The organism is Streptomyces aidingensis, assembly GCF_900112355.1.
Lineage (GTDB): Bacteria > Actinomycetota > Actinomycetes > Streptomycetales > Streptomycetaceae > Streptomyces > Streptomyces aidingensis.
This window is the reverse complement of the sequence record NZ_FOLM01000003.1, coordinates 127,629-147,463: the sequence shown is the minus strand read 5'-3', so window position 1 is coordinate 147,463 and position 19,835 is coordinate 127,629. Positions and strand designations below refer to the sequence as shown.

Genomic DNA, 19,835 nt, shown 5'->3' with positions numbered 1-19,835 from the left:
CGGCCGATCATGGCAGGCATGCGGTTCGAGCTGTGGGCGCCGAACGCCCGGAAGGTGGACCTGCTCCTCGGTGCGGAGCGGCGGCCGATGGCCGCCGCTCCGGAGAGGCCCGGCGGCTGGTGGACGGCCGAGGCCCCGGCCGGCCCCGGCGACCGCTACGCCTTCGCGGTGGACGGCGGACCGCCGGTGCCCGATCCGCGCGCCCGCCGGCTGCCGGACGGGCCCGGCCGGCCCGGCGCCGTCACCGACCCGGCCGCGTACCCCTGGCGCCATCCCTGGCCGGGCCGCGGGCTGCCCGGCGCGGTGCTGTACGAGCTGCATATCGGCACCTTCACCCCCGAGGGCACCTTCGAGGCCGCGGCCCGCAAGCTGCCACTCCTGGCCGAGCTGGGCATCAGCCATGTGCAACTGATGCCGCTGTGCCCGTTCCCCGGCCGGCACGGCTGGGGCTACGACGGGGTGGCGCCCTGGGCGGTGCACGAGCCCTACGGCGGTCCGCGGGGCCTGCTGCGCTTCGTGGACGCGGCGCACGGCCACGGGCTGGGCGTGGTGCTGGACGTGGTCCACAACCACCTCGGCCCGTGGGGCAATCCGCTGCCCGCGCTCGGCCCGTACTTCACCGACCGCTACCGCACCCCCTGGGGTTCGGCGGTCAATCTGGACGGGCCCGGCTCGGACGAGGTGCGCGACTATTTCACCGGCAGCGCCCTGGCCTTTCTGCGCGACTACCGGCTGGACGGGCTGCGGCTGGACGCGGTGCACGCCCTGGCCGACACCCGGGCCCGGCATTTCCTGGCCGAGCTCTCCGAGGCGGTGGACAACCTGGCCGAGGAGCTGGACCGGCCGCTGTTCCTGATCGCCGAGTCCGACCGCAACGATCCGCGCACCACCGCCGCCCGCGAGTCCTTCGGCCTGGGCCTGCACGCCCAGTGGAACGACGACTTCCACCACGCCCTGCACACCGTGCTGACCGGTGAGGCCCAGGGCTACTACGCGGATTTCGCCGCCGCCCCCATGGCCGCCCTGGCCCGCACCCTGACCGGCGGCTTCTTCCACGACGGCGGCTGGTCGTCGTTCCGCGGCCGGCACCACGGCGCCCCGCTGGACCGGGCCGTGTTCCCGGCCCACCGGCTGATCGGCTACGCCCAGACGCACGACCAGATCGGCAACCGCGCCCAGGGCGACCGGCTGGCCGCGACCGTGCCCGGGCCGCTGCTGGCCTGTGCCGCCGCCCTGGTGCTGTGCGGGCCGTTCACCCCGATGCTGTTCATGGGCGAGGAGTGGGGCGCCACCACGCCCTGGCAGTACTTCACCGACCACCCCGACCCAAAGCTGGCCGAGGCGGTGCGGCGCGGGCGGCGGCGGGAGTTCGCCGCGCACGGCTGGGCGGAGCGGGACATTCCCGACCCGCAGGACCCGGCCACCCGGGACCGGTCCTGCCTGGACTGGCCGGAGCCGGAGCAGCTGACCGGCTCCCGGCTGTGGCGCTGGCACCGCCGGCTGATCGAACTGCGCCGCACCCATCTGCCGGCCGCGGACCGGCCGCTGGCCGCGGTGTCGGCCGACTACGCCGACGGGCGGGCCGGGCGGTGGCTGGTGCTGGGCAATCCGCCGCTCACCGTGGCGGTCAATGTGGGGCGGGAGCCCGCCACCGTTCCGCTGCCGCCGGGCCCGCACCGCCTGCTGGCCGCCGGCCGGGAGGACGCGCCCGGTCCGGACCCGGACGGCACCCTCCGGCTGCCCGCCCGGACCGCCGCCGTCCTGCTGTCCGGTTCCGGCGGCTGAGCGGGCAGGGGCGCCGCCCGCCCGCGGCGTTACTTCTCCGGCACCAGCTTCACCGAGATCGAGTTGATGCAGTACCGCTGGTCGGTCGGGGTCGGATAGCCCTCGCCCTCGAAGACGTGCCCGAGGTGCGAGCCGCAGCGCGCGCAGCGCACCTCGGTGCGCGGCCGGCCGGGCAGCGAGTGGTCCGGCAGCAGCTCCACCGCGTCGCTGTCCGCCGGGTCGTAGAAGGACGGCCAGCCGCAGTGGCTCTCGAACTTCGTGTCGGAGCGGAACAGCTCGGCCCCGCAGGCCCGGCAGGTGTAGACCCCCACCGTCTTGGTGTCCGTGTACTCGCCGGTGAACGGCGCCTCGGTGCCGGCCTGCCGCAGCACCCGGTACTCCTCGGGCGTCAGCTCCGCCCGCCACTGCTCCTCGGACTTCTGCACCTGGTAGGCCATGGCGTGGTCACTCCTCACTTCCGGTGGTCCGGGCCGGGACGCCGGCCAGCCGCTCCAGGATGCGCGGTCCCAGCTCGGTCACGTCACCGGCCCCCATGGTGAGAACCAGATCGCCCGGCGCGGCCATTCCGGCGACCAGCTCCGGCACCGCGTCCCGGTCCGGCTCCGGCCGGACGTCGGCGCCCGCCCGCCGGGCCGCGTCGGTGATCAGCGCGCTGGTCACGCCGGGCAGCGGGTCCTCCCGCGCCGGGTAGATGTCCAGCACCACCGAGGCGTCGGCCAGCGCCAGCGACCGCCCCATCTCGGCGCCGAGCTCCCGGGTGCGGGAGTAGAGATGGGGCTGGAAGACCACCAGCACCCGGCCGCCGCCGGGCGCGCAGTCGCGGACGGCCTCCAGATCGGCGGTCATCTCGGTGGGGTGGTGGGCATAGGAGTCGATCACCCGGACCCCGGCCGCCTCGCCCTTGGGCTGGAGCCGCCGGGCCACCCCGGTGTAGGCGGCCAGCGCGGACGCCAGCTTCTCCGCGGGCACCCCGGCGGCCACGCCGGCGGCCAGCGCGGCGGCGGCGTTGTGCGCGTAGTGCCGGCCCGGCACACTGACCGTGAAGGTCAGCTCCCGGTCCGCCATCGCCACGCTGACCTCGCTGGTCAGCCCCTTGGGCACCACCGACACCACCCGGACGTCGGCGGCCGGGTCCGCGCCGTAGGTGACGATCGCCGGGTCCGGGCGGGCGGCCCGGCGCAGCCGGGCGGTCAGCTCCCGGGTGCCCTCGTGGTCGGCGTTGATCACCAGGGTGCCGCCGGGCCGGATGCGCCCGGTGAACACCTCGAAGGACTGGTAGATCTCCTCCAGCGAGGCGTAGTTGGCGTGGTGGTCCAGCTCCGCGTTGAGGATCACCGCCACCTCGGGGGCGTAGGCGTGGAAGCTGCGGTCGCTCTCGTCCGCCTCGGCCACGAACCACGGGCCGCCGCCGTGTTCGGCGTTGCTGCCGGGCACGTCCAGATCGCCGCCGATGGCATAGCCGGGCTCCAGGCCCAGCGCGCGCAGCGCCACCGCCAGCATCGAGGTGGTGGTGGTCTTGCCGTGCGTGCCGGCCACCGCGATCGCCCGGCGGTCCGCCATCAGCGCGGCCAGGGCGTCGGAGCGGTGCACCACCGGGACACCGCGGGCGCGGGCCGCGGCCAGCTCGGGATTGTCCTCCCGGATGGCGCTGGAGACCACCACGCAGTCGGCGTCGTCCGCCAGATGCCCGGCGTCGTGGCCGATGTGCACGGTGGCACCCAGCGCGCGCAGCGCCTGCACGGTGCCGGACTCCCTGGCGTCGCTGCCGGCCACCCGGGCGCCGCGCTGGGTGAGGATCTTGGCGATGCCCGACATGCCCGCGCCGCCGATGCCGATGAAGTGCGGGGAGTTCATCGCGGGGACGGCGGGCGGAGGTGGCGGGGTGGCGGCCATGTGTCGTCTTTCTCCCTCGTCGAGCGGTGCCCGTCGATTGTCGCACCGCGCCCGGCCGTGACCGGCCCTACTCGGCGTGGGCGAAGAGTTTCAGCACCGGGACACCCACCCGCTTGCGGGCCCGGGAGGTCCAGTCGCGGTGGAACAGTTCCTCGACGTAGTGCGGGGCGGTGAGCACGATCACCTCGTCGGCGTTGGTCTCCTCCACCACCGAGGAGAGCACCTGAAGCGGGCGGTCGGGGACGATCCGGCCGACGGCCTGGGAACCGGCCTCGCGCAGCGCCCGCAGGGAGAGCGCCAGGCCGCGCTCGGCGGGCCCCTGGGCCTGCTCGCCCTCGGGCACGTCCGCCTCCCGCACGGCCTCGCCGAACTCGCCGAGGGCCACGTCGTCCAGGGCGCGCAGCAGCCGGTCCTGGTCGCCGCGCGGCTGCATCAGCACGATGAAGGAGACCTCCTCGGCGGGACCGTGCAGCGTGGTGACCAGCTCGACATCGGTGGGCACCAGGGGTTTCTCGATCATCAGAACGGTCGTGATCACGGCAAGCGCCCTTCCTCGACGAGTCCTGGCCCGCGAGCGCTCGAGCAGAAACCATCCTGCTCGGCAGGCGCACGGGTGCTGCGCCTTCAGTCTGCCCACATCAGCATAAGCGGAACGCCGCCTTCCGCAGGTCGGCTAGGGCCGCCCGGTGCCCCACCGGTAACGGGCGAACAGGAAGCCCTGCTCCTCCAGCAGACCGGCCAGTTCGAGCTCGTCCGTGACGGGCAGCTCGGGTCCGCTGATGACCCGGGGGGCGGCCCCGGCCACCACCCGCGGGGAAAGCGTCAGGCACAGTTCGTCCAGCACACCGGCCGCCGCGAACTGGCCCAGCATCCGCGGACCGCCCTCGGTGAGCAGCCGGGTGTATCCCCGTCCGGCGAGCTCCGCCTTGATCCTGGCCGGGTCGCCGCCGCTGCCCTCCCCCGCCACGATCACCTCCACGCCGGCCTTGCGGGCGGCCCGCAGCGCCTCGGCCGGAGCACCGGCCCCCGTCACCACCAGGGTCGGCACCAGGGCCTGGGTGAACAGCGGAAGGGAGAAATCCAGCTCCAGGCCGAGGCTGACCACCACGATGGCCGGGGCGGGCCGCTGCCCGGCCGCGGCCCGCCGGGCGGCGAAGGACTCCCGGGCGCGGGCCGGGCCGTACTCCTCCACCCGCGCGGTCTCGGCACCCACCACGACGGCGTCGGCGAGCGCCCGCAGCACCCCGAAGACCCGCATGTCGGCGGCGCCGGACAGACCGGCCGAGCGCCCCTTGTGATGCGCCGCCCCGTCCAGCGAGGAGACCATGTTGGCCCGCAGCCAGGGGGTGCCGTCCGACGACGCGGGATACGCGTAGGCGTCCGCCAGCTCGGCGAGCGGCCACCTGCGGTCCGCCGCCTCCCGGCCCGCCGCGGGAACGGGGAACAGACGCCTCATGCCGGAAATCATTGCACACCGGCATCAAGGGAGATCGCGGGAGATCGCGGGAGATCAAGGGAGATCCCTCCCCGTCCGCTCCCCCGGCGCACCGCAGCCCGGTCCTGGAAGACGGGGCGCGAGCGGTGCCCGGCCGCCGCGTAGAGTGGGCATGTGTCGCAGTCGCAGTCCCGCAGCCCGATATCGTCGCAGACCGGCGCGCCCATCGCGCTGAGCGCGCGGTCGCCGCGGGTGCCCGTGGAACGGCTGGTGGCCGAGCTGGTGCCGCCGCCGCGGTTCGACGGCGTCCGGTTCGCCACCTATATCCCCGACCCGGCGCAGCCCAGCCAGCGGGAGGCGGTGGCCCGGCTCAGCGCCTTCGCCGGGCAGCTCGGCGGCGCCCACGCCTCCGGCCGCGGCCGCGCCGGCGGTCTGCTGCCCTGGCGGCGCCCGCGCCGGCCCGCCGTGGCCGACGGCCCGCGCGGCGTGTATCTGGACGGCGGCTACGGCGTGGGCAAGACGCATCTGCTCGCCTCCCTCTGGCACGCCGCCCCGGCGCCGCCCGCGCTCAAGGCGTTCGGCACCTTTGTGGAGCTGACCCATCTGGTCGGCGCGCTGGGCTTCCAGCAGACGGTGGGCGCGCTCTCCGGCCACCAGCTGCTGTGCATCGACGAATTCGAACTGGACGACCCCGGCGACACCGTGCTGGTCTCCACCCTGCTCACCCGCCTGGTGGAGCAGGGTGTGGCGCTGGCCGCCACCTCCAACACCCTGCCCGGCCGGCTGGGCGAGGGCCGGTTCGCCGCCGACGACTTCCTGCGCGAGATCCAGGGCCTGGCCGCCCGGTTCCAGACCCTGCGGATCGACGGCGAGGACTACCGCCACCGCGGCCTGCCGCAGGCCCCGAGCCCGCACCCCGAGGAGACGGTCACCCGGGCCGCCCACACCGTCCCCGGCGCGGCCCTGGACGACTTCTCCGCCCTGCTGGAGCATCTGGCGCAGGTCCACCCCAGCCGCTACGGCGCCCTCTGCGACGGCCTGACCGCCGTCTGCCTGACGGGGGTTCGCCCGGTGCCGGACCAGTCCACCGCGCTGCGCCTGGTGGTGCTGGCCGACCGGCTCTACGACCGGGAGATCCCGGTACTGGCCTCGGGCATCCCGCTGGACCGGCTGTTCGGACCCGAGATGCTGGCCGGCGGCTACCGCAAGAAGTACTTCCGGGCCATCTCCCGGCTGACCGCGCTGGCCCGCGACGGCGCGGCGCTGACCGGCCGGCGGCGGTAGCCGCTCCGTCCGCCGCACCGCCACCCGGCCCGCGTCTGCGGCCCGGAAGCTCAAGTCTTGCTCTGAAAGCGGGCGTCCCCGCTTCCGCAACCGCCCCCGGGATGGTCCTCTGGGTAGCGGAGCGGTTCCGCAGGCCCGGGGGAGGGAGCGCGGATGCGACTGGGAACGGGTATCGGATGGCGGCCCGAGATCGCCGCCGAGATCGAACGGCTTGCCGACGGCCCGGGGCTCGACTGGGTCGAGGTGGTGGCGGAGAACATCTGTCCGGATCATCTGCCGCGGGCGCTGGAGAAGCTGCGGCGGCGCGGCCTGCCGGTGGTGCCGCACGGGGTGGGTCTCGGGCTGGGCGGCGCCGACCGGCCGGCGCCCGGCCGGCTCGCCGCGCTGGCCCATGTGGCACAGACCCTGGACGCGCCGCTGGTGAGCGAGCACATCGCGTTCGTCCGCGCGGGCGGGCCGCTGACCGGCACTCCCCCGCTGGAGGCCGGGCATCTGCTGCCGGTGCCGCGCACCCGGGACGCGCTGGCCGTGCTCTGCGAGAACGTCCGCATCGCCCAGGACGCGCTGCCGGTGCCGCTGGCGCTGGAGAACATCGCGGCGCTGTTCCGCTGGCCGGGCGAGGAACTGACCGAGGCGCAGTTCCTCACCGAGCTGGTGGAGCGCACCGGGGTCCGGCTGCTGATCGACGTCGCCAATCTGCACACCAACCATGTGAACCGCGGCGAGGACCCGGCCGCGGCGCTGGCCGCCCTGCCGCTGGAGGCGCTGGCCTATGTGCATGTGGCGGGCGGCGTGGAGCGCAACGGGCTGTGGCACGACAGCCACGCCCATCCGGTGCCGCCGGAGGTGCTGAGGGTGCTGGAGCTGCTGTGCGACCGCACCGAGCCGCCCGGCGTGCTGCTGGAGCGGGACGACGACTTCCCGGCCGGCCCGGAACTCGCCGCCGAGCTGGCCCGGATCCGGGCGGTCACGGCGACCGCCCGGGGCGCGGCGGCGGACGGCCGGCCGGGGCGGAAACCTCAACTTATGCTCTGAACCCGGCCGGAACGGGTTCCGCCGGGCGCCGCACGGTGATGACGTGTACAGGAGAAGCGGGCCGGGGAGCTGCGGCGACCGGCCGAGGCAGGGGTACAAGGGGATCAAGGGGATCAAGGGGGATCATGATGGACCGACCGACCGTCACCGGGAAGCGGGTCCCGGCCCGCGACCCGGCGGTGGAGGCGGCCCGGCAGCGGCTCGCCGTCGCCCAGACGGCGCTGCTGTCCGCTCTGGTGACCGGCACTCCGGCACCGGAGGGCTTCGACCGGGCCCGGCTGCGGGCGCAGCGTGCCGCGCTGGCCGCCAAGCGGGTCTCGGTGCTGGCCAGGGTGGCGCCCGAGCTGCCCGGGCTGCTCGGTGACACATTCCGTCCGCGGGCCCTGGCCTATGTCCGCAGCCACCCGCTGACCGGCGGCTACCGGCAGGACGCGGCCCGGTTCACGCGCCATCTGCTCGACGAGGGCCCGGCCGGCGACCGGCGCACCCGGCGTCGCCTCAGGCACCTGCTGCGCGGGGAGGGCTGAGTCATGCTCGCTGCCGTGGCCTTCCTCGTGCTGGCCGCCACCACGGTCAACCTGGCGGTGCACCGGGTGATCAACGGCGTGCACCGGCGGCTGCCGGACAATGTGCCGCTGAGCGTCTACGAGGCCGCCTTTCTGACCGGGGGCCGGACCCGGGTGGCCGATACCGCGCTGGTGGCCATGCACGGCAAGGAGCGCATCATGATCGACGGCGGCCAGGTGCTGGCGGTGGACCCGACGGCCGACGACGACGTCGAGCGGGCGCTGCTGACCGCGTGCGGGCCGCAGTGGGAGGTGCCGCTGCGGCGGCTGCGGCGCGAACTGGCCGACTCGGTGGCGGTGCACCGGATCGCCCAGGAGCTGGCCGGCCGGGGGCTGGCCTATCTGGAGCGGTCGTACGCCCGCTGGCGCCGCGCGACCCGGGTGCATGTCACGGCCTGTGCGGTGGTGCTGCTGGGCGCGGTGGTCTGGGTCGGGGTGTCGGGGACCGATCTGCCCGGGCCGGGCCTGCCGCTGGTGTGGACCTCGGCCGCGGCGCTGCTGGTGGGGGCGGCGCTGCGGTCGCCGCGCCGGCCGCTCACCCGGCCGGGGGCGATCGCGGTGGCCCGGGCCCGGCGGGACCGGCCCTCCTGGGGGCGGGAGGGGCAGTACACCATGGTCGCGCTCGCGGGACCGATGATGATCGCCGACGAGCAACTGCGCGCCGAGTTCACGCAGATGCCGGACGACTCCCGGCCGGGCGGCTCCGGCGGGACCGACGGGGGCTCCGCCGGGTACGGCGGGGACAGCGGGGACAGCGGGGGAAGCGGGGGAAGCAGCTGCGGCGGGGGCAGCAGCTGCGGCGGCGGGGGAGGCTGCGGGGGAGGCTGCGGCGGCGGATGAGCCGCCGTGGCCGCGGCCACCGGGGCGCCTCGCACACCGCGAGGCGCCCCGGCGCGTTACCGCCCGGAAGAGGGCTTGCTCCTCGGGCCCGGTGCACGTCACACGTCCGGGTGTATGGCAGGCGACACCCTCCGCAGGTCCGGACGCCGGCCGCCGGTGCCGGGACGATCCAGGCAGCCGCCCGGCCGCTTGGATGGCCCGGACGGGTGTCCTGGCGTACGGGTACGGAGGAAGGGGTCGCCGGTGTCGGCGAAGAAGGCGACGGTACTGGCCGCGGTGTGCGGCACGGCCATGGTCCCGCTGCTGGCCGCGGCTCCCCCGGTGGCCGCCGCCCCCGCGGCGGGCGAGACGGCGGCGGCCCGGCGGGGGGTCGAGACGGCCGCGGCGCGGGCGGCCACGGCAGGCGTGGACTGGCGGCCCTGCCCGGAGGAGGAGCGTCTGCCGCGGCCCGTGGAGTGCGGCACCGTCACCGTCCCGCTGGACTACGCCGATCCGGCGGGCGAGACCATCGAGCTGCATCTCAGCCGGCTGCCGGCCGCCGGACCGGCCGAGGAGCGGCAGGGCTCGCTGGTCTACAACCCCGGCGGCCCGGGCGGCAACGGCATGGTCTTCCCGCTCTACCCGCTGGCCCTGGACGACCCGCTCTGGCAGGACCTCAGCCAGGCGTACGACTTCGTGGGCTTCGCACCGCGCGGCGTCGCCCCCTCGGCACCGCTGTCCTGCCAGGACCCGGAGGAGTTCACCCGCGGTCCGAACCCCGCGCCGGCCGTGCCGTCCTTCGGGTTCAAGCGGAAGATGAACGACCGGGCGGCGGCGTACGCGGCCGGCTGCCACGACCACCGGGGCGAGGACCTGGCGCACTTCTCGACCCCGGCCGCCGCCCGCGATCTGCATGTCATCCGGGCCGCGCTCGGCGAGGAGCGGCTGACCTACTTCGGCGTCTCCTACGGCACCTATCTGGGCGCCGTCTACGCCACCCTGTTCCCCGGGTCGGTCCGCCGGATGGTGCTGGACAGCGTGGTCAACCCGGACCCGGCGCTGATCTGGTACCGCAGCAATCTGCTCCAGTCCCGGGCGTTCGAGTTCCGCTGGCAGGACTGGAAGGAGTGGGTGGCCGGCCACCACGAGGTGTACGGGCTGGGCGAGGACGCCGATCAGGTGCAGCGGGCCTTCGACGACGCCCGGGCGGCACTGGGCCGGGAGCCGCTGGGCGGCACCGTCGGCCCCAAGGAGCTGCACAACACCTTTCTCGCCGCCGCCTACACCCAGCGGCTGTGGCCCGCCCTCGCCGAGACCCTGGCCGCCTACCGGACGGGCGACACCGGCCCGCTGTACCGGCGGGCCCGGCCGGCCACCGGGCCGGCCGCGGCCGAGGCCGAGAACGGCAACGCGGTGTACACGGCGGTGGAGTGCAATGACGCGCCCTGGCCGCGGGAGTGGGGGCGCTGGGACGCCGACCACACCGCCATGGCGCTCATCGCCCCCTTCGAGACCTGGGAGAACGGCTGGCTCAATCTGCCGTGCGCCTACTGGCCGGTGCCCTTCGGCCGGCCGGTGGACGTCCGGGCCCGGCCCGGTGAGCTGGCACCGGTGCTGCTGCTGCAGTCCACCGAGGACGCGGCCACCCCGTACGCGGGCGCGCTGGAGGCCCGGCGGCGGCTGCCCGGCTCATCGCTGGTGGTCGAGGAGAACTCCGGGGAGCACGGGGTCGCGGGCGGCAACGACTGCGTGGACGCGCTGCTCACCGGCTATCTGCTGGACGGCAGGACGCCCGGGGAGCAGACCCGCTGCCCGGGCCGCCCGCTGCCCGAGCCGTCCGGCACGGCCGTTTCGGGCGCCGCGTCCACGCCGGTGTCCGGCGCGGCGGACGCCACCGCGTCCGGCGTCCGGCTCGCCACCCGGTTCGGCCACCGTGCCCTGCTCCCGCCGCGCTGACCCGGGCCGTCGCCCGCCCGGTCAGGCGAGGCCGGCCAGCAGCTCGGCGACCTCCCTGCGGCGGCCGGTGAAGAACGGCACCTCCTCGCGGACATGGCGCCGCGCCCCGGAGGCGCGCAGATGGCGCATCAGATCGACGATCCGGTGCAGTTCGTCCGCCTCGAAGGCCAGAATCCACTCGTAGTCGCCCAGCGAGAAGGAGGCCACGGTGTTGGCCCGCACATCGGGGTAGCCACGGGCCATCCGGCCGTGCTCGGCGAGCAGCTTGCGCCGCTCGTCGTCCGGCAGCAGATACCACTCGTAGGAGCGCACGAACGGGTAGACGCTGACATAGGCCCGCGGCTGCTCCTCGGCCAGGAAGGCCGGGACGTGCGAACGGTTGAACTCGGCGGGCCGGTGCAGCGCCATATTGGACCAGACCGGCTCCAGTGCCCGGCCCAGCCGGGTGCGCCGGAAGCGGTTGTACGCCTCCTGAAGGGCGTCGGGGGTCTCGGCGTGCCACCAGACCATCACATCGGCGTCCGCCCGGAGCCCGGAGACGTCATAGGTGCCGCGCACCACCACGTCCTTGGCGGCGAGCTGCGCGAACAGCGCGGTCACCTCGTCGGCCAGCGGGGTGCGGTCCTCGGGCAGCCCGTCGCGGAGCCGGAAGACCGACCAGAGGGTGTAGCGGATGACCTCGTTGAGGTCCTTGGCCTTCTTCCCGGCGTTGGGGATTCTCTCCGGCGCAGTGCTCATGACCCCCATTCTGCCCCCGCCGCACCGCCGCCCCGGCCGGGGGCGGCCACCGGCGGCACGGTGGACAGCAGCTCGTGCACCGCCCGCTGGGCGTCCGCCAGGCAGGCGGGGATGCCCACCCCGCCAAAGGCCGCGCCGCAGACCCGCAGCCCGGGCAGCGCGGCCACCCCGGCCCGGATCCGGGCCACCCGGGCATGGTGGCCCACGGTGTACTGCGGCAGCCCTTCCGGCCAGCGGATGACCACCGTGTCCACCGGCTCGGCGGTCAGGCCGATGGCGTCCCGCAGATCGCCCAGCGCCGCCTTGACCAGGTCGGCGTCCTCCCGCTCCAGCACCGCGGTGTCGCGGAACCGCCCGATCGAGGCGCGCATCACGAACAGCTCCGGGTCCTGGGCCGCGGCCCAGCCCCACTTTCCGCTGCTGAAGGTGACCGCCTTGACCGTCCGGCCGTCCACGGCGGGCACCAGGAAGCCGCTGCCGCGCGGCAGCCGGGCCAGATCGGCGCGGCGGAAGGCCATGCCGACCAGCGCCATGGAGGCGTACTCCACGGTGCGCAGCTCCCGCGCGGCGGCGGGGGCGACACCGGCCAGCAGGGTGGCGGCCGGGCCGGCCGGCACGGCCAGCAGCACGGCGCCGGCGTGCACCTCCCGGCCGTCCGCCAGGGTGACCGTCCAGCCCAGCGGCTCGCTGCGGCGCAGGCCGGTGGCCGGGGCTGCGGCGATCAGAGTGGCGCCGCCGGCCCGGCAGGCGGCGGCGACCGCCTCGGGGAGCCGGCCCAGGCCGCCGGCCAGACCGGTGAACGGCGCGGCCGGGGCGGCGGAGCCGGCGGCGGCAGGGGCGGGCGCGTCCCCCCGGCCGGCCGCGCGCTCCTGCACGGTGCGCGAGGCGGCGAGCAGGGAGGGCTCCCGGCGGGCGGCCTCCCACAGGTCGGGCACGGCGGAGCGCATCGAGATCCGGTAGGCGTCCCCCGCGTAGACGCCGCCGAGCAGCGGCTCGACCAGCCGGTCCACCACCTCCTCGCCCATCCGGGCGGCGACATAGCGGCCGATCGCCTGGTCCTCGCCCAGTTCGGTGGGCGGCAGTTCGGCGTCCCGGGCGATCCGGGCCAGCCCGGCGTCGGAGACCACCCCGGCCAGCGCGGCGGCGGTGCCGGGCACGCCCATCACATGACCGCGGGGCATGGGCCGCAGCGCGCCGCGGGTCCACACCGCGGCACCGGCCGCGGACGGGGCGGCCAGCTCTCCGCCCAGACCCACGGCCCGGGCCAGGTCCAGTCCTTCCGGCCGCCGCGCCAGCATGGACTCGGCGCCGAAGTCGGTGCGCAGCCCCGCGATCTCGCCGGACCAGAGCTTGCCGCCGAACCGGGCGGAAGCCTCCACCAGCGTCACCCGCACTCCGGCGGTGAGCAGCCGGTGAGCCGCGGCCAGCCCGGAGATTCCCCCACCGATCACGATCGTGTGCATGGTCCCACTCTCGCAGACCGCGGAGCCGGTCCCGAGCCGGGCGGCGCCGGCCGGGGCCGGTCAGCGGGCGGTGGCGGCGATACCGCGGGAGGCGCCGCCGCCGGGGCCGCCGGGCGGGTCCGGCGGCGGCGGGCCGCCGTCCGCCCCGTCCCGGCGGGCGCGCTGGATGTCCTCGGTGGTCATCGGGTCCAGGCCGACGAACAGACTGGTGAAGACGAGCAGCAGCACCGGGATGATGAGCACCGGCAGCAGCACCTCCACCGGCGAACCGCTCACCGGGTGCGCGCCCGGGGAATCGCTGTGCACGGAGATCCCGGTCATTCCGGTGTAGTGCATGCCGGTCACCGCGACGCCCATGATCACGCTGGCGCCCAGCGCGGCCCGCAGCCCGCTGATGCTGACCGCGAACCACAGCGCGGTGGTGGCGGCCACCACCGCCACCGCCACCGAGGCGGCGACGGACAGCGCGCTGTAGGAGAGTTCGCCGTCCATGCGCATGCTGGCCATGCCCATGTAGTGCATGGCGGCCACGCCCAGGCCGCCGGCCAGTCCGCCGCAGAGCAGGAAGCCGGTGGCGCCCCGGCCGTAGCCGACCAGGAACACCCCGACGCCCACCACCAGGATCGCCGTCAGCAGGCTGGCGTAGGTCAGCGGCATGTCGTAGCCGATGCGCAGGGAGCCGGCCGCGAAGCCCATCATCGCGATGAAGTGCATGGTGAAGATGCCGGTGCCGATGGCGACCGCACCCAGCCCGAGCCAGCCGGCCCGGGTCCCGCCCCGGGTGGCCAGGGCGCGCACCGTGCAGCGCAGGCCCAGGGCGCTGCCCAGGACGGCCATCGCAAACCCCAGGACGGGCGTCAGCGGCCCGTAGGCGAATCCCTCCACCGGTACCGCGGATGCTGCCGTGACCACCATGTGCCACCCGTGCCGTTCTCGTCGTCCGGGACGCGGTCCGCTCCATGGGGCCCGCGCTGAAGCCGATGCCTGATGTTATGCATCCGCCGGGACCCCATTTCTCCGCAGTGAGCGATCGAGAGCGATTCGTGATCAGCGCTTCGGAGACCGGCGCGAGTTCCGACCGTGACCTCATCGGTACCGGACCGGGAAACCCGGCTCCCCGCGGCTCCGTCCAAATCCCGACGAGTTGACCACCACCGCATGCGGGACGCCGCTTTCGCTCCCGCGAGGGGGGACCGATGAGCCGGACAACTGACCGGGAGACCACGGGAAGACACCCGCGCCGGGCGCGCGACCGGGGCCGCCGGCGCCGCCGCGGCGCGCTGCCGGGCGCGCTGCTGCTGGCCGCGCTGCTGGCCCTGACCGCCTGTTCCGGCACGGACGGCGCCGACGGCAGCGGTGCCGCCGCGGACCGGGCCGCCGCAGCACCCGAGGAGGGCACCGGGGGCGGGCTCGCCGACGAGGGAAGGGCGGCGGCACCGGAGGAGGCCGAGGCGGCCGGGGAGCCCGGCGCGGGAGCGGACGGCGCCGGCGAGGCCGGGCGGGACGACGCGGCCGGCGGCTTCGCCGGTGCGCCGGAGCTGCCCTCCACCCTGCATCTGATCCGCACCGCCCATCTCTCGGTGCTCACCGAGGACGTGCCCGGGAGCTACCGGGAGGCGGTGCGGCTGGCCGAGCGGGCGGGCGGCTATGTCAGCGAGGAGCAGACCGACGAGGATTCCGCGGGCTACCGGCGCTCCCGGATCACCCTGCGGGTGCCCCCGGAGGAGTACGGCTCGCTGCTCCAGGAGCTGGCCGGACTGGGCAGGCTGGCCCACCGGGAGGTCACCACCGAGGACGTGACCCGGGAGGTGGTGGACGTGGAGAGCCGGATCGCCTCCCAGGAGGAGAGCGTGGCCCGGGTCCGGGCGCTGATGGAGGACGCCACCACGCTCACCGATGTGGTGACCCTGGAATCGGAGCTGAGCCGCCGTCAGGCGGATCTGGAGGCGCTGAAGGCACAGCAGAAGTCGCTGTCCGAGCAGACCGGGATGGCCACCATCACGCTGGAGCTGCGGGAGCCGGAGGCCGAGGAGATCGAGCCGGAGGAGGCGGAGGACGCCGGTCCTTCGCTGCCCGACGCGCTGCGCGGCGGCTGGGACGCCTTCCTGACCACGCTGCTGTGGATCGCGGTGGTGATCGGCGCCGCGCTGCCCTTTGTGGTGACGGTGGTGGTGGTCGTCCTGTTCGGGCGGTGGCTGCGCAAGCGGCTGCCGGCGCGTCCGCGCCCCGGCCGGGCGGCACCGCCGCCCCCGCCCGCCGCACCGGCGCCCGCGCCCGTCTCCGGCGACGGCGCCCCGGCGGCCGGGGCTGACCGGGACTGACGGGACTGACGGGACTGATCGGGAAGGCCGCCGGGCCGGGCGGCGGTGCCGCTGCCCGGCCCGGGGGCGTTCCGGCGTTCAGCGGGCGGTGTTCTCGTGGACGTAGGCGACGAGGCGGGTGAGCGCCTCGGGGTCGGTCTCGGGAAGGACTCCGTGGCCCAGGTTGAAGATGTGGCCGGGCAGCTCCCCGGCCGCCGCCAGCACCCGCCCCGCCTGGGCCTCCACCGCCTCGCGCGGAGCGAACAGCACGGCCGGGTCGAGGTTGCCCTGGAGCGCCTTGCCCGGTCCGACCCGGCGGGCCGCCTCGTCCAGCGGCACCCGCCAGTCCACCCCCACCACATCGGCCCCGGCCTCGCCGAGCAGCCCGAGCAGTTCCCCGGTGCCCACCCCGAAGTGGATGCGCGGCACTCCGTACTGCGCCACCGCCCGGAAGACCTTGGCGGAGGCGGGCAGCACCCGGTCCCGGTAGTCCGCCGGGGAGAGCGCGCCGACCCAGGAGTCGAAGAGCTGCACGGCCGAGGCACCGGCCTCGATCTGCACGGTCAGGAAGCCCGCGGTGAGCACGGCCAGCCGGTCCAGCAGCGCCTCCCACAGCTCCGGGTCGCCGTACATCAGCGCCTTGGTGTGCTCGTGGTTCCTGGACGGCCCGCCCTCGACCAGATAGCTGGCCAGGGTGAAGGGCGCGCCCGCGAAGCCGATCAGCGGCGTGGCGCCGAGTTCCGCGGTGAGCATGCCGATGGCCTCGGTGACGTACTTGACGTCGTCCGGGTCCAGCGGGCGCAGCCGGTCCAGATCGGCGCGGGAGCGGAAGGGCCGCTCCACCACCGGCCCCACCCCGGGCCGGATGTCCAGGTCGACGCCGATGGCCTTGAGCGGGACCACGATGTCGCTGAAGTAGATCGCCGCGTCCACGCCGTGCCGGCGCACCGGCTGGAGGGTGATCTCGGTGACCAGGTCGGGCCGCATGCAGGACTCCAGCATGCCGGTGCCCTGCCGCACCCGCCGGTACTCCGGGAGCGAGCGGCCGGCCTGCCGCATGAACCAGACCGGGGTGTGCGGCACGGGCTCCCGGCGGCACGCCCGCAGGAACGGGGAGTCGGTCACGGCGGTGCGGGGCCTGCTGTCACGGAGATCGCTCACCCCGGCAGTCTGCCACGCGCCGGGGACCGCGGCGGCACGGGGAGAGCGCTCCCGCCAAGGCCCGGCGCGGCTCCGCCTGATCGGCTGTCCGGCCACCTAGGGTTCCGGCCATGGCAACCGCGCACGTACCCAGGGCGGAGGGTCCGGAGCCCATGAGACACCCCGGCGACGGCGTCCCGTTCGCCTTCCGGGCGGCGGTCGCCGCGCTGACCTCGGTGCGTCCCCGCGGCGAGGTGGTGCTCAGCACCACCCCTGCGCCGCGGAGGCTGGCCCCGTACGCGTTCGCCCTGCATGCCACGGTCGCACCCGGTCCGGCCGCGGGCGGCGGTCCCGGGGACGAGGAGGAGGACGAGGAGCTGGCGGACGGCCGGTTCGTGCTGCTGCACAACCCGGAGAGCGATCACGGCTGGGGCGGCGGGGAGTTCCGGCTGGTGACGCTGGCCCGGGCGGCGCTGGAGGCCGAGGTGGCGGCCGACCCGCTGCTGCCCGAGGTCGCCTGGTCCTGGCTGGCGGAGGCGCTGGAGCACCGCGGGCTGGGCTGGGCGGCGGCCGGCGGCACGGTGACCCGGGCCAGTTCGCAGTCCTTCGGGGCGCTGGCGCAGCGGCCGCCGCGCACCGAGGTGGAACTGCGGGCCTCCTGGACCCCGCGGGAGGCGCCGGAGCTCGGCGGCCATCTGCTGGCCTGGTGCGGGCTGCTGGCGCAGTGTGCGGGGCTGCCGCCGGAGAACGGCGGCGCCCCGGGGGTGGCCGTCTTCCCGCACCGGCGCGGCCCGGGAGCCTGACCTTCCCGACGCCACGCCGCGGCCTGTTCGGGTGATGCGAGGCGGGGACCGGGGAGCGCACCGGGGGCGCGAAAGAAGATGTCATACGCGCCCCCACGTGCCGCAATGCGCCGAAAGCACGCCCCCGGACGGCGCGCGGCGGCCGTCGCACCGCAGAAGGGACATCACCGGTTCGTGATCTTTCCCTAAAGCCGCCCGGGGTTCCTGCCGAAGGACTCTATGACCCATGCATCCGGTTCATCCGGAACGCACCGACTCCTGCTGAGGAGTCGCTTCCGTCCCCACCCCCACCCCCGGGAGGCCCGGTGTCTGTTCTTCTTGAGCACCCAACAAGCCTGGTGGCCTACCGCCCGAGCAAGCCCACGGCCATGGTGGTCGTCGCCGACCCCCGGGTCCGTTCCAGCGTGACCCGCCACCTGTGGGCCCTCGGTGTGCGTGACGTGATCGAGGCGTCCTCGGTCGCGGAGGCCCGTCCCCGAGTCGCCAGCCCCCGTGACATCTGCGTCGCCGAAGTCCATCTGCCCGACGGCTCGGGGCTGAGCCTGCTGTCCGAGACCCGTGCCGCGGGCTGGCCGAACGGCCTGGCCCTGTCCGCCGCGGACGACATCGGCGCCGTGCGCAACGCCCTGGCGGGCGGCGTCAAGGGCTATGTGGTCACCGGCACCCGCACCAACCTGGGCCCGCCCACCCGGCACGGCGCCGCGGCGATGGGGTCCGCGGCGGCCCGGCTGCACCGCCGCCACCCCGGGCAGCAGGGGCACCAGGGATACCGGGAGCTCTCCGGGCGGGAGGTGGAGGTGCTGCGGCTGGTGGCGGAGGGCCAGTCGAACAAGGCGATCGGCGTCTCCATGGGGCTGTCCGCGCTGACGGTGAAGAGCCACCTGGCCCGGATCGCCCGCAAGCTGGGCACCGGCGACCGGGCGGGCATGGTGGCCGTCGCCCTGCGCACCGGCATCATCCACTGAGCTTCACCGAGCTTCACCGAGCTTCACTGAGATCCACTGACATTCACCGACATTCACCGTTGTCCGCCGGGTTCCGCCGGCACGGCCGGCGCCAGGGAGTGTCCCGTGCGGTGCGCGAGGCGCACCGCACGGGACACTCCCTGTAGGGGGAATCGTCGACAATCCGCCATGCGCCGTATACACCCTGCGCACACAGTTACCCTTGACGGGTGACCGACGCCCAGCAGACCGCCGCCGCCTCCCCGTCGACCACCGCTGCGCAGTCCACCGGCCCGGCTCCCGTCCCGCTGCTCGCGCCGCGCGAGCCGATGCCCGCGGTCACCGCCGACGACACGGCGCTCGGCGAGCTGGTCGCCGCCTTCACCGCCGGTTCCGGCCCGGTGGCGGTGGACGCCGAGCGGGCCTCCGGCTACCGGTACGGCCAGCGGGCCTACCTGGTCCAGCTCCGCCGCGCGGGCGCCGGCACCGCCCTGATCGACCCGGTGGGCTGTCCCGATCTTTCCGCGCTGGGCCGGGTACTGGCCGGCACCGAGTGGGTGCTGCACGCCGCCACCCAGGATCTGCCCTGCCTGCGGGACATAGGCATGGTTCCGACCCGGCTGTTCGACACCGAACTGGCCGCCCGGCTGGCCGGTTTCTCCCGGGTGGGGCTCGGCGTCATGGTGGAGACCCTGCTGGGTTACGCGCTGGAAAAGGGCCACTCGGCGGTGGACTGGTCCACCCGCCCGCTGCCCGAGCCCTGGCTGCGCTATGCCGCGCTCGATGTGGAACTGCTGATCGACCTGCGGGACGCGCTGGAGCGGGAGCTCGGCCGGCAGGGCAAGCTGGACTGGGCCCGGCAGGAGTTCGCGGCCATCGTCGCCGCCCCGCCGCCCGAGCCCCGCAAGGACCCCTGGCGGCGCACCTCGGGCATGCACAAGGTGCGCCGCCGCCGGCAGATCGCCGCGGTGCGCGAGCTGTGGCAGGTGCGGGACGAGATCGCCCGCCGCCGCGATCTGTCCCCCGGCAAGGTGCTGCCGGACGCGGCGATCGTGGCCGCCGCCCAGGCCATGCCGGTGGACGTCCGGGCGCTGGCCGGGCTGCCCGGTTTCGGGCACCGGATGAGCCGCCGCCAGCTGATGCAGTGGCTGTCCGCGGTGGACCGGGCCCGGCGGCTGCCGGAGTCCGAGCTGCCGCAGCCGGGGCAGAACTCCTCCGGCCCGCCCCCGCCCCGCTCCTGGGCGGACAAGGACCCGGTGGCCGCGGCCCGGCTCTCGGCGGCCCGGGCGGCGGTGACCGCCCACGCCGAGCGGCTGAATCTGCCGCAGGAGAATCTGCTGACGCCGGACACCGTGCGCCGGCTGTGCTGGGAGCCGCCGGCCGAGCCGACCGAGGAGGCCGTCACCCGCGCGCTGCGCCGCCTGGGGGCCCGGGAGTGGCAGATCGAGCAGACCGTGCCGCTGCTGGCCCACGCCCTGGCCACCGCCGCCTGACATCGCTTCGCCCGGACCGCCGGTTTCGTCCCCGTGCCCCGCGGGCAGCCCCTCGGTGCGCCGCCGTCCGCCCGCACCGCGGAGACGGAACGGCCGGGACGGCCGGAGCGCTGCGGCCCGGGCGGCCCCCCGTGTGACCCGCGCCGCATCGTGCGGGGGCCGCCCTTGCCAGCGTGTTACT

The 19,835-nt window shown here is 75.4% G+C and carries 16 protein-coding genes and 1 pseudogene; 9 read left to right on the top strand and 8 right to left on the bottom strand.

Features of this window, described 5'->3' with window-relative positions:
* Positions 1-18 precede the first annotated feature (18 nt).
* Positions 19-1,785: a malto-oligosyltrehalose trehalohydrolase gene (gene treZ / locus BM242_RS07840; RefSeq protein ID WP_093838251.1), complete on the top strand. Its 1,767-nt coding sequence runs from the start codon at positions 19-21 to the stop codon at positions 1,783-1,785.
* A 29-nt stretch (positions 1,786-1,814) separates the two neighbouring features.
* Here treZ and msrB read toward each other — a convergent pair whose 3' ends face one another.
* The 4 genes from msrB to BM242_RS07820 all read right to left on the bottom strand — a co-directional run bounded on the left by msrB (position 1,815) and on the right by BM242_RS07820 (position 5,134).
* Positions 1,815-2,222, bottom strand: a complete 408-nt coding sequence (gene msrB, locus BM242_RS07835; RefSeq protein ID WP_093837966.1) for a peptide-methionine (R)-S-oxide reductase MsrB — start codon at positions 2,220-2,222, stop codon at positions 1,815-1,817.
* A 7-nt stretch (positions 2,223-2,229) separates the two neighbouring features.
* On the bottom strand, positions 2,230-3,678 hold the full coding sequence (gene murC, locus BM242_RS07830; RefSeq protein ID WP_093837965.1) for a UDP-N-acetylmuramate--L-alanine ligase: 1,449 nt from the start codon (positions 3,676-3,678) through the stop codon (positions 2,230-2,232).
* Positions 3,679-3,745: 67 nt separating this feature from the next.
* Entirely contained in the window at positions 3,746-4,216 is a 471-nt protein-coding gene (locus BM242_RS07825) for an indole-3-glycerol phosphate synthase (RefSeq protein WP_093837964.1), read from the bottom strand.
* Positions 4,217-4,351: 135 nt separating this feature from the next.
* Positions 4,352-5,134: a pyrimidine reductase family protein gene (locus BM242_RS07820; protein WP_093837963.1), complete on the bottom strand. Its 783-nt coding sequence runs from the start codon at positions 5,132-5,134 to the stop codon at positions 4,352-4,354.
* Between the two features lie 153 nt (positions 5,135-5,287).
* Between BM242_RS07820 and zapE the strand changes: the two genes are divergently transcribed.
* From zapE to BM242_RS07800, 4 genes and pseudogenes are all read left to right on the top strand, one after another.
* Positions 5,288-6,397 carry a cell division protein ZapE gene (zapE, locus tag BM242_RS07815; protein WP_093837962.1) on the top strand — a complete coding sequence of 370 codons (1,110 nt, stop codon included), beginning with the start codon at positions 5,288-5,290 and terminating at the stop codon, positions 6,395-6,397.
* A gap of 153 nt (positions 6,398-6,550) precedes the next feature.
* Positions 6,551-7,959 (top strand): annotated as a pseudogene (locus BM242_RS07810) (MbnB/TglH/ChrH family RiPP precursor modification enzyme).
* A gap of 3 nt (positions 7,960-7,962) precedes the next feature.
* Entirely contained in the window at positions 7,963-8,838 is an 876-nt protein-coding gene (locus BM242_RS07805; RefSeq protein ID WP_093837961.1) for a TIGR04222 domain-containing membrane protein, read from the top strand.
* Between the two features lie 291 nt (positions 8,839-9,129).
* Entirely contained in the window at positions 9,130-10,773 is a 1,644-nt protein-coding gene (locus BM242_RS07800) for an alpha/beta hydrolase (RefSeq protein ID WP_093838250.1), read from the top strand.
* Positions 10,774-10,794: 21 nt separating this feature from the next.
* On the opposite strand, the gene hemQ is transcribed toward BM242_RS07800, so the two are convergent.
* Genes hemQ through BM242_RS07785 form a run of 3 tightly spaced genes read right to left on the bottom strand, consistent with a single transcriptional unit; the run spans position 10,795 to position 13,889 of the window.
* On the bottom strand, positions 10,795-11,511 hold the full coding sequence (gene hemQ, locus BM242_RS07795; RefSeq protein ID WP_093838249.1) for a hydrogen peroxide-dependent heme synthase: 717 nt from the start codon (positions 11,509-11,511) through the stop codon (positions 10,795-10,797).
* Entirely contained in the window at positions 11,508-12,974 is a 1,467-nt protein-coding gene (hemG, locus tag BM242_RS07790; protein ID WP_093837960.1) for a protoporphyrinogen oxidase, read from the bottom strand. Before hemG ends, hemQ begins: the two co-directional genes overlap by 4 nt.
* A 60-nt stretch (positions 12,975-13,034) precedes the next feature.
* On the bottom strand, positions 13,035-13,889 hold the full coding sequence (locus BM242_RS07785; protein WP_093837959.1) for an MHYT domain-containing protein: 855 nt from the start codon (positions 13,887-13,889) through the stop codon (positions 13,035-13,037).
* Between the two features lie 281 nt (positions 13,890-14,170).
* Here BM242_RS07785 and BM242_RS07780 point away from each other — a divergent pair, with 281 nt between their 5' ends.
* Complete coding sequence (locus BM242_RS07780; RefSeq protein WP_093837958.1) at positions 14,171-15,295, top strand: DUF4349 domain-containing protein; 1,125 nt, start codon at positions 14,171-14,173, stop codon at positions 15,293-15,295.
* 78 nt (positions 15,296-15,373) lie between these two features.
* On the opposite strand, the gene hemE is transcribed toward BM242_RS07780, so the two are convergent.
* Positions 15,374-16,435, bottom strand: coding sequence for a uroporphyrinogen decarboxylase (gene hemE / locus BM242_RS07775; protein ID WP_093837957.1), 1,062 nt, complete (start codon positions 16,433-16,435; stop codon positions 15,374-15,376).
* Positions 16,436-16,587: 152 nt separating this feature from the next.
* Between hemE and BM242_RS07770 the strand changes: the two genes are divergently transcribed.
* From BM242_RS07770 to BM242_RS07760, 3 genes are all read left to right on the top strand, one after another.
* Positions 16,588-17,217 (top strand): DUF3000 domain-containing protein, encoded by a 630-nt coding sequence (locus BM242_RS07770; protein ID WP_093837956.1) that lies wholly within the window; start codon positions 16,588-16,590, stop codon positions 17,215-17,217.
* Positions 17,218-17,522: 305 nt separating this feature from the next.
* Positions 17,523-18,182, top strand: a complete 660-nt coding sequence (locus BM242_RS07765) for a response regulator transcription factor (protein ID WP_093837955.1) — start codon at positions 17,523-17,525, stop codon at positions 18,180-18,182.
* A gap of 209 nt (positions 18,183-18,391) precedes the next feature.
* The gene (locus BM242_RS07760; RefSeq protein WP_245833905.1) at positions 18,392-19,654 is read left to right on the top strand and encodes a ribonuclease D; all 1,263 of its coding nucleotides are present in this window, start codon (positions 18,392-18,394) and stop codon (positions 19,652-19,654) included.
* Positions 19,655-19,835 lie beyond the last annotated feature (181 nt).

Bases quoted from the DNA above. Each gene is read 5' to 3' on its own strand.
- treZ (WP_093838251.1), top strand. From the start codon at position 19: ATGCGGTTCGAGCTGTGGGCGCCGAACGCCCGGAAGGTGGACCTGCTC.
- msrB (WP_093837966.1), bottom strand. From the start codon at position 2,222: ATGGCCTACCAGGTGCAGAAGTCCGAGGAGCAGTGGCGGGCGGAGCTG.
- murC (WP_093837965.1), bottom strand. From the start codon at position 3,678: ATGGCCGCCACCCCGCCACCTCCGCCCGCCGTCCCCGCGATGAACTCC.
- BM242_RS07820 (WP_093837963.1), bottom strand. From the start codon at position 5,134: ATGAGGCGTCTGTTCCCCGTTCCCGCGGCGGGCCGGGAGGCGGCGGAC.
- BM242_RS07805 (WP_093837961.1), top strand. From the start codon at position 7,963: ATGCTCGCTGCCGTGGCCTTCCTCGTGCTGGCCGCCACCACGGTCAAC.
- BM242_RS07800 (WP_093838250.1), top strand. From the start codon at position 9,130: ATGGTCCCGCTGCTGGCCGCGGCTCCCCCGGTGGCCGCCGCCCCCGCG.
- hemQ (WP_093838249.1), bottom strand. From the start codon at position 11,511: ATGAGCACTGCGCCGGAGAGAATCCCCAACGCCGGGAAGAAGGCCAAG.
- hemG (WP_093837960.1), bottom strand. From the start codon at position 12,974: ATGCACACGATCGTGATCGGTGGGGGAATCTCCGGGCTGGCCGCGGCT.
- BM242_RS07785 (WP_093837959.1), bottom strand. From the start codon at position 13,889: ATGGTGGTCACGGCAGCATCCGCGGTACCGGTGGAGGGATTCGCCTAC.
- BM242_RS07780 (WP_093837958.1), top strand. From the start codon at position 14,171: ATGAGCCGGACAACTGACCGGGAGACCACGGGAAGACACCCGCGCCGG.
- BM242_RS07770 (WP_093837956.1), top strand. From the start codon at position 16,588: ATGAGACACCCCGGCGACGGCGTCCCGTTCGCCTTCCGGGCGGCGGTC.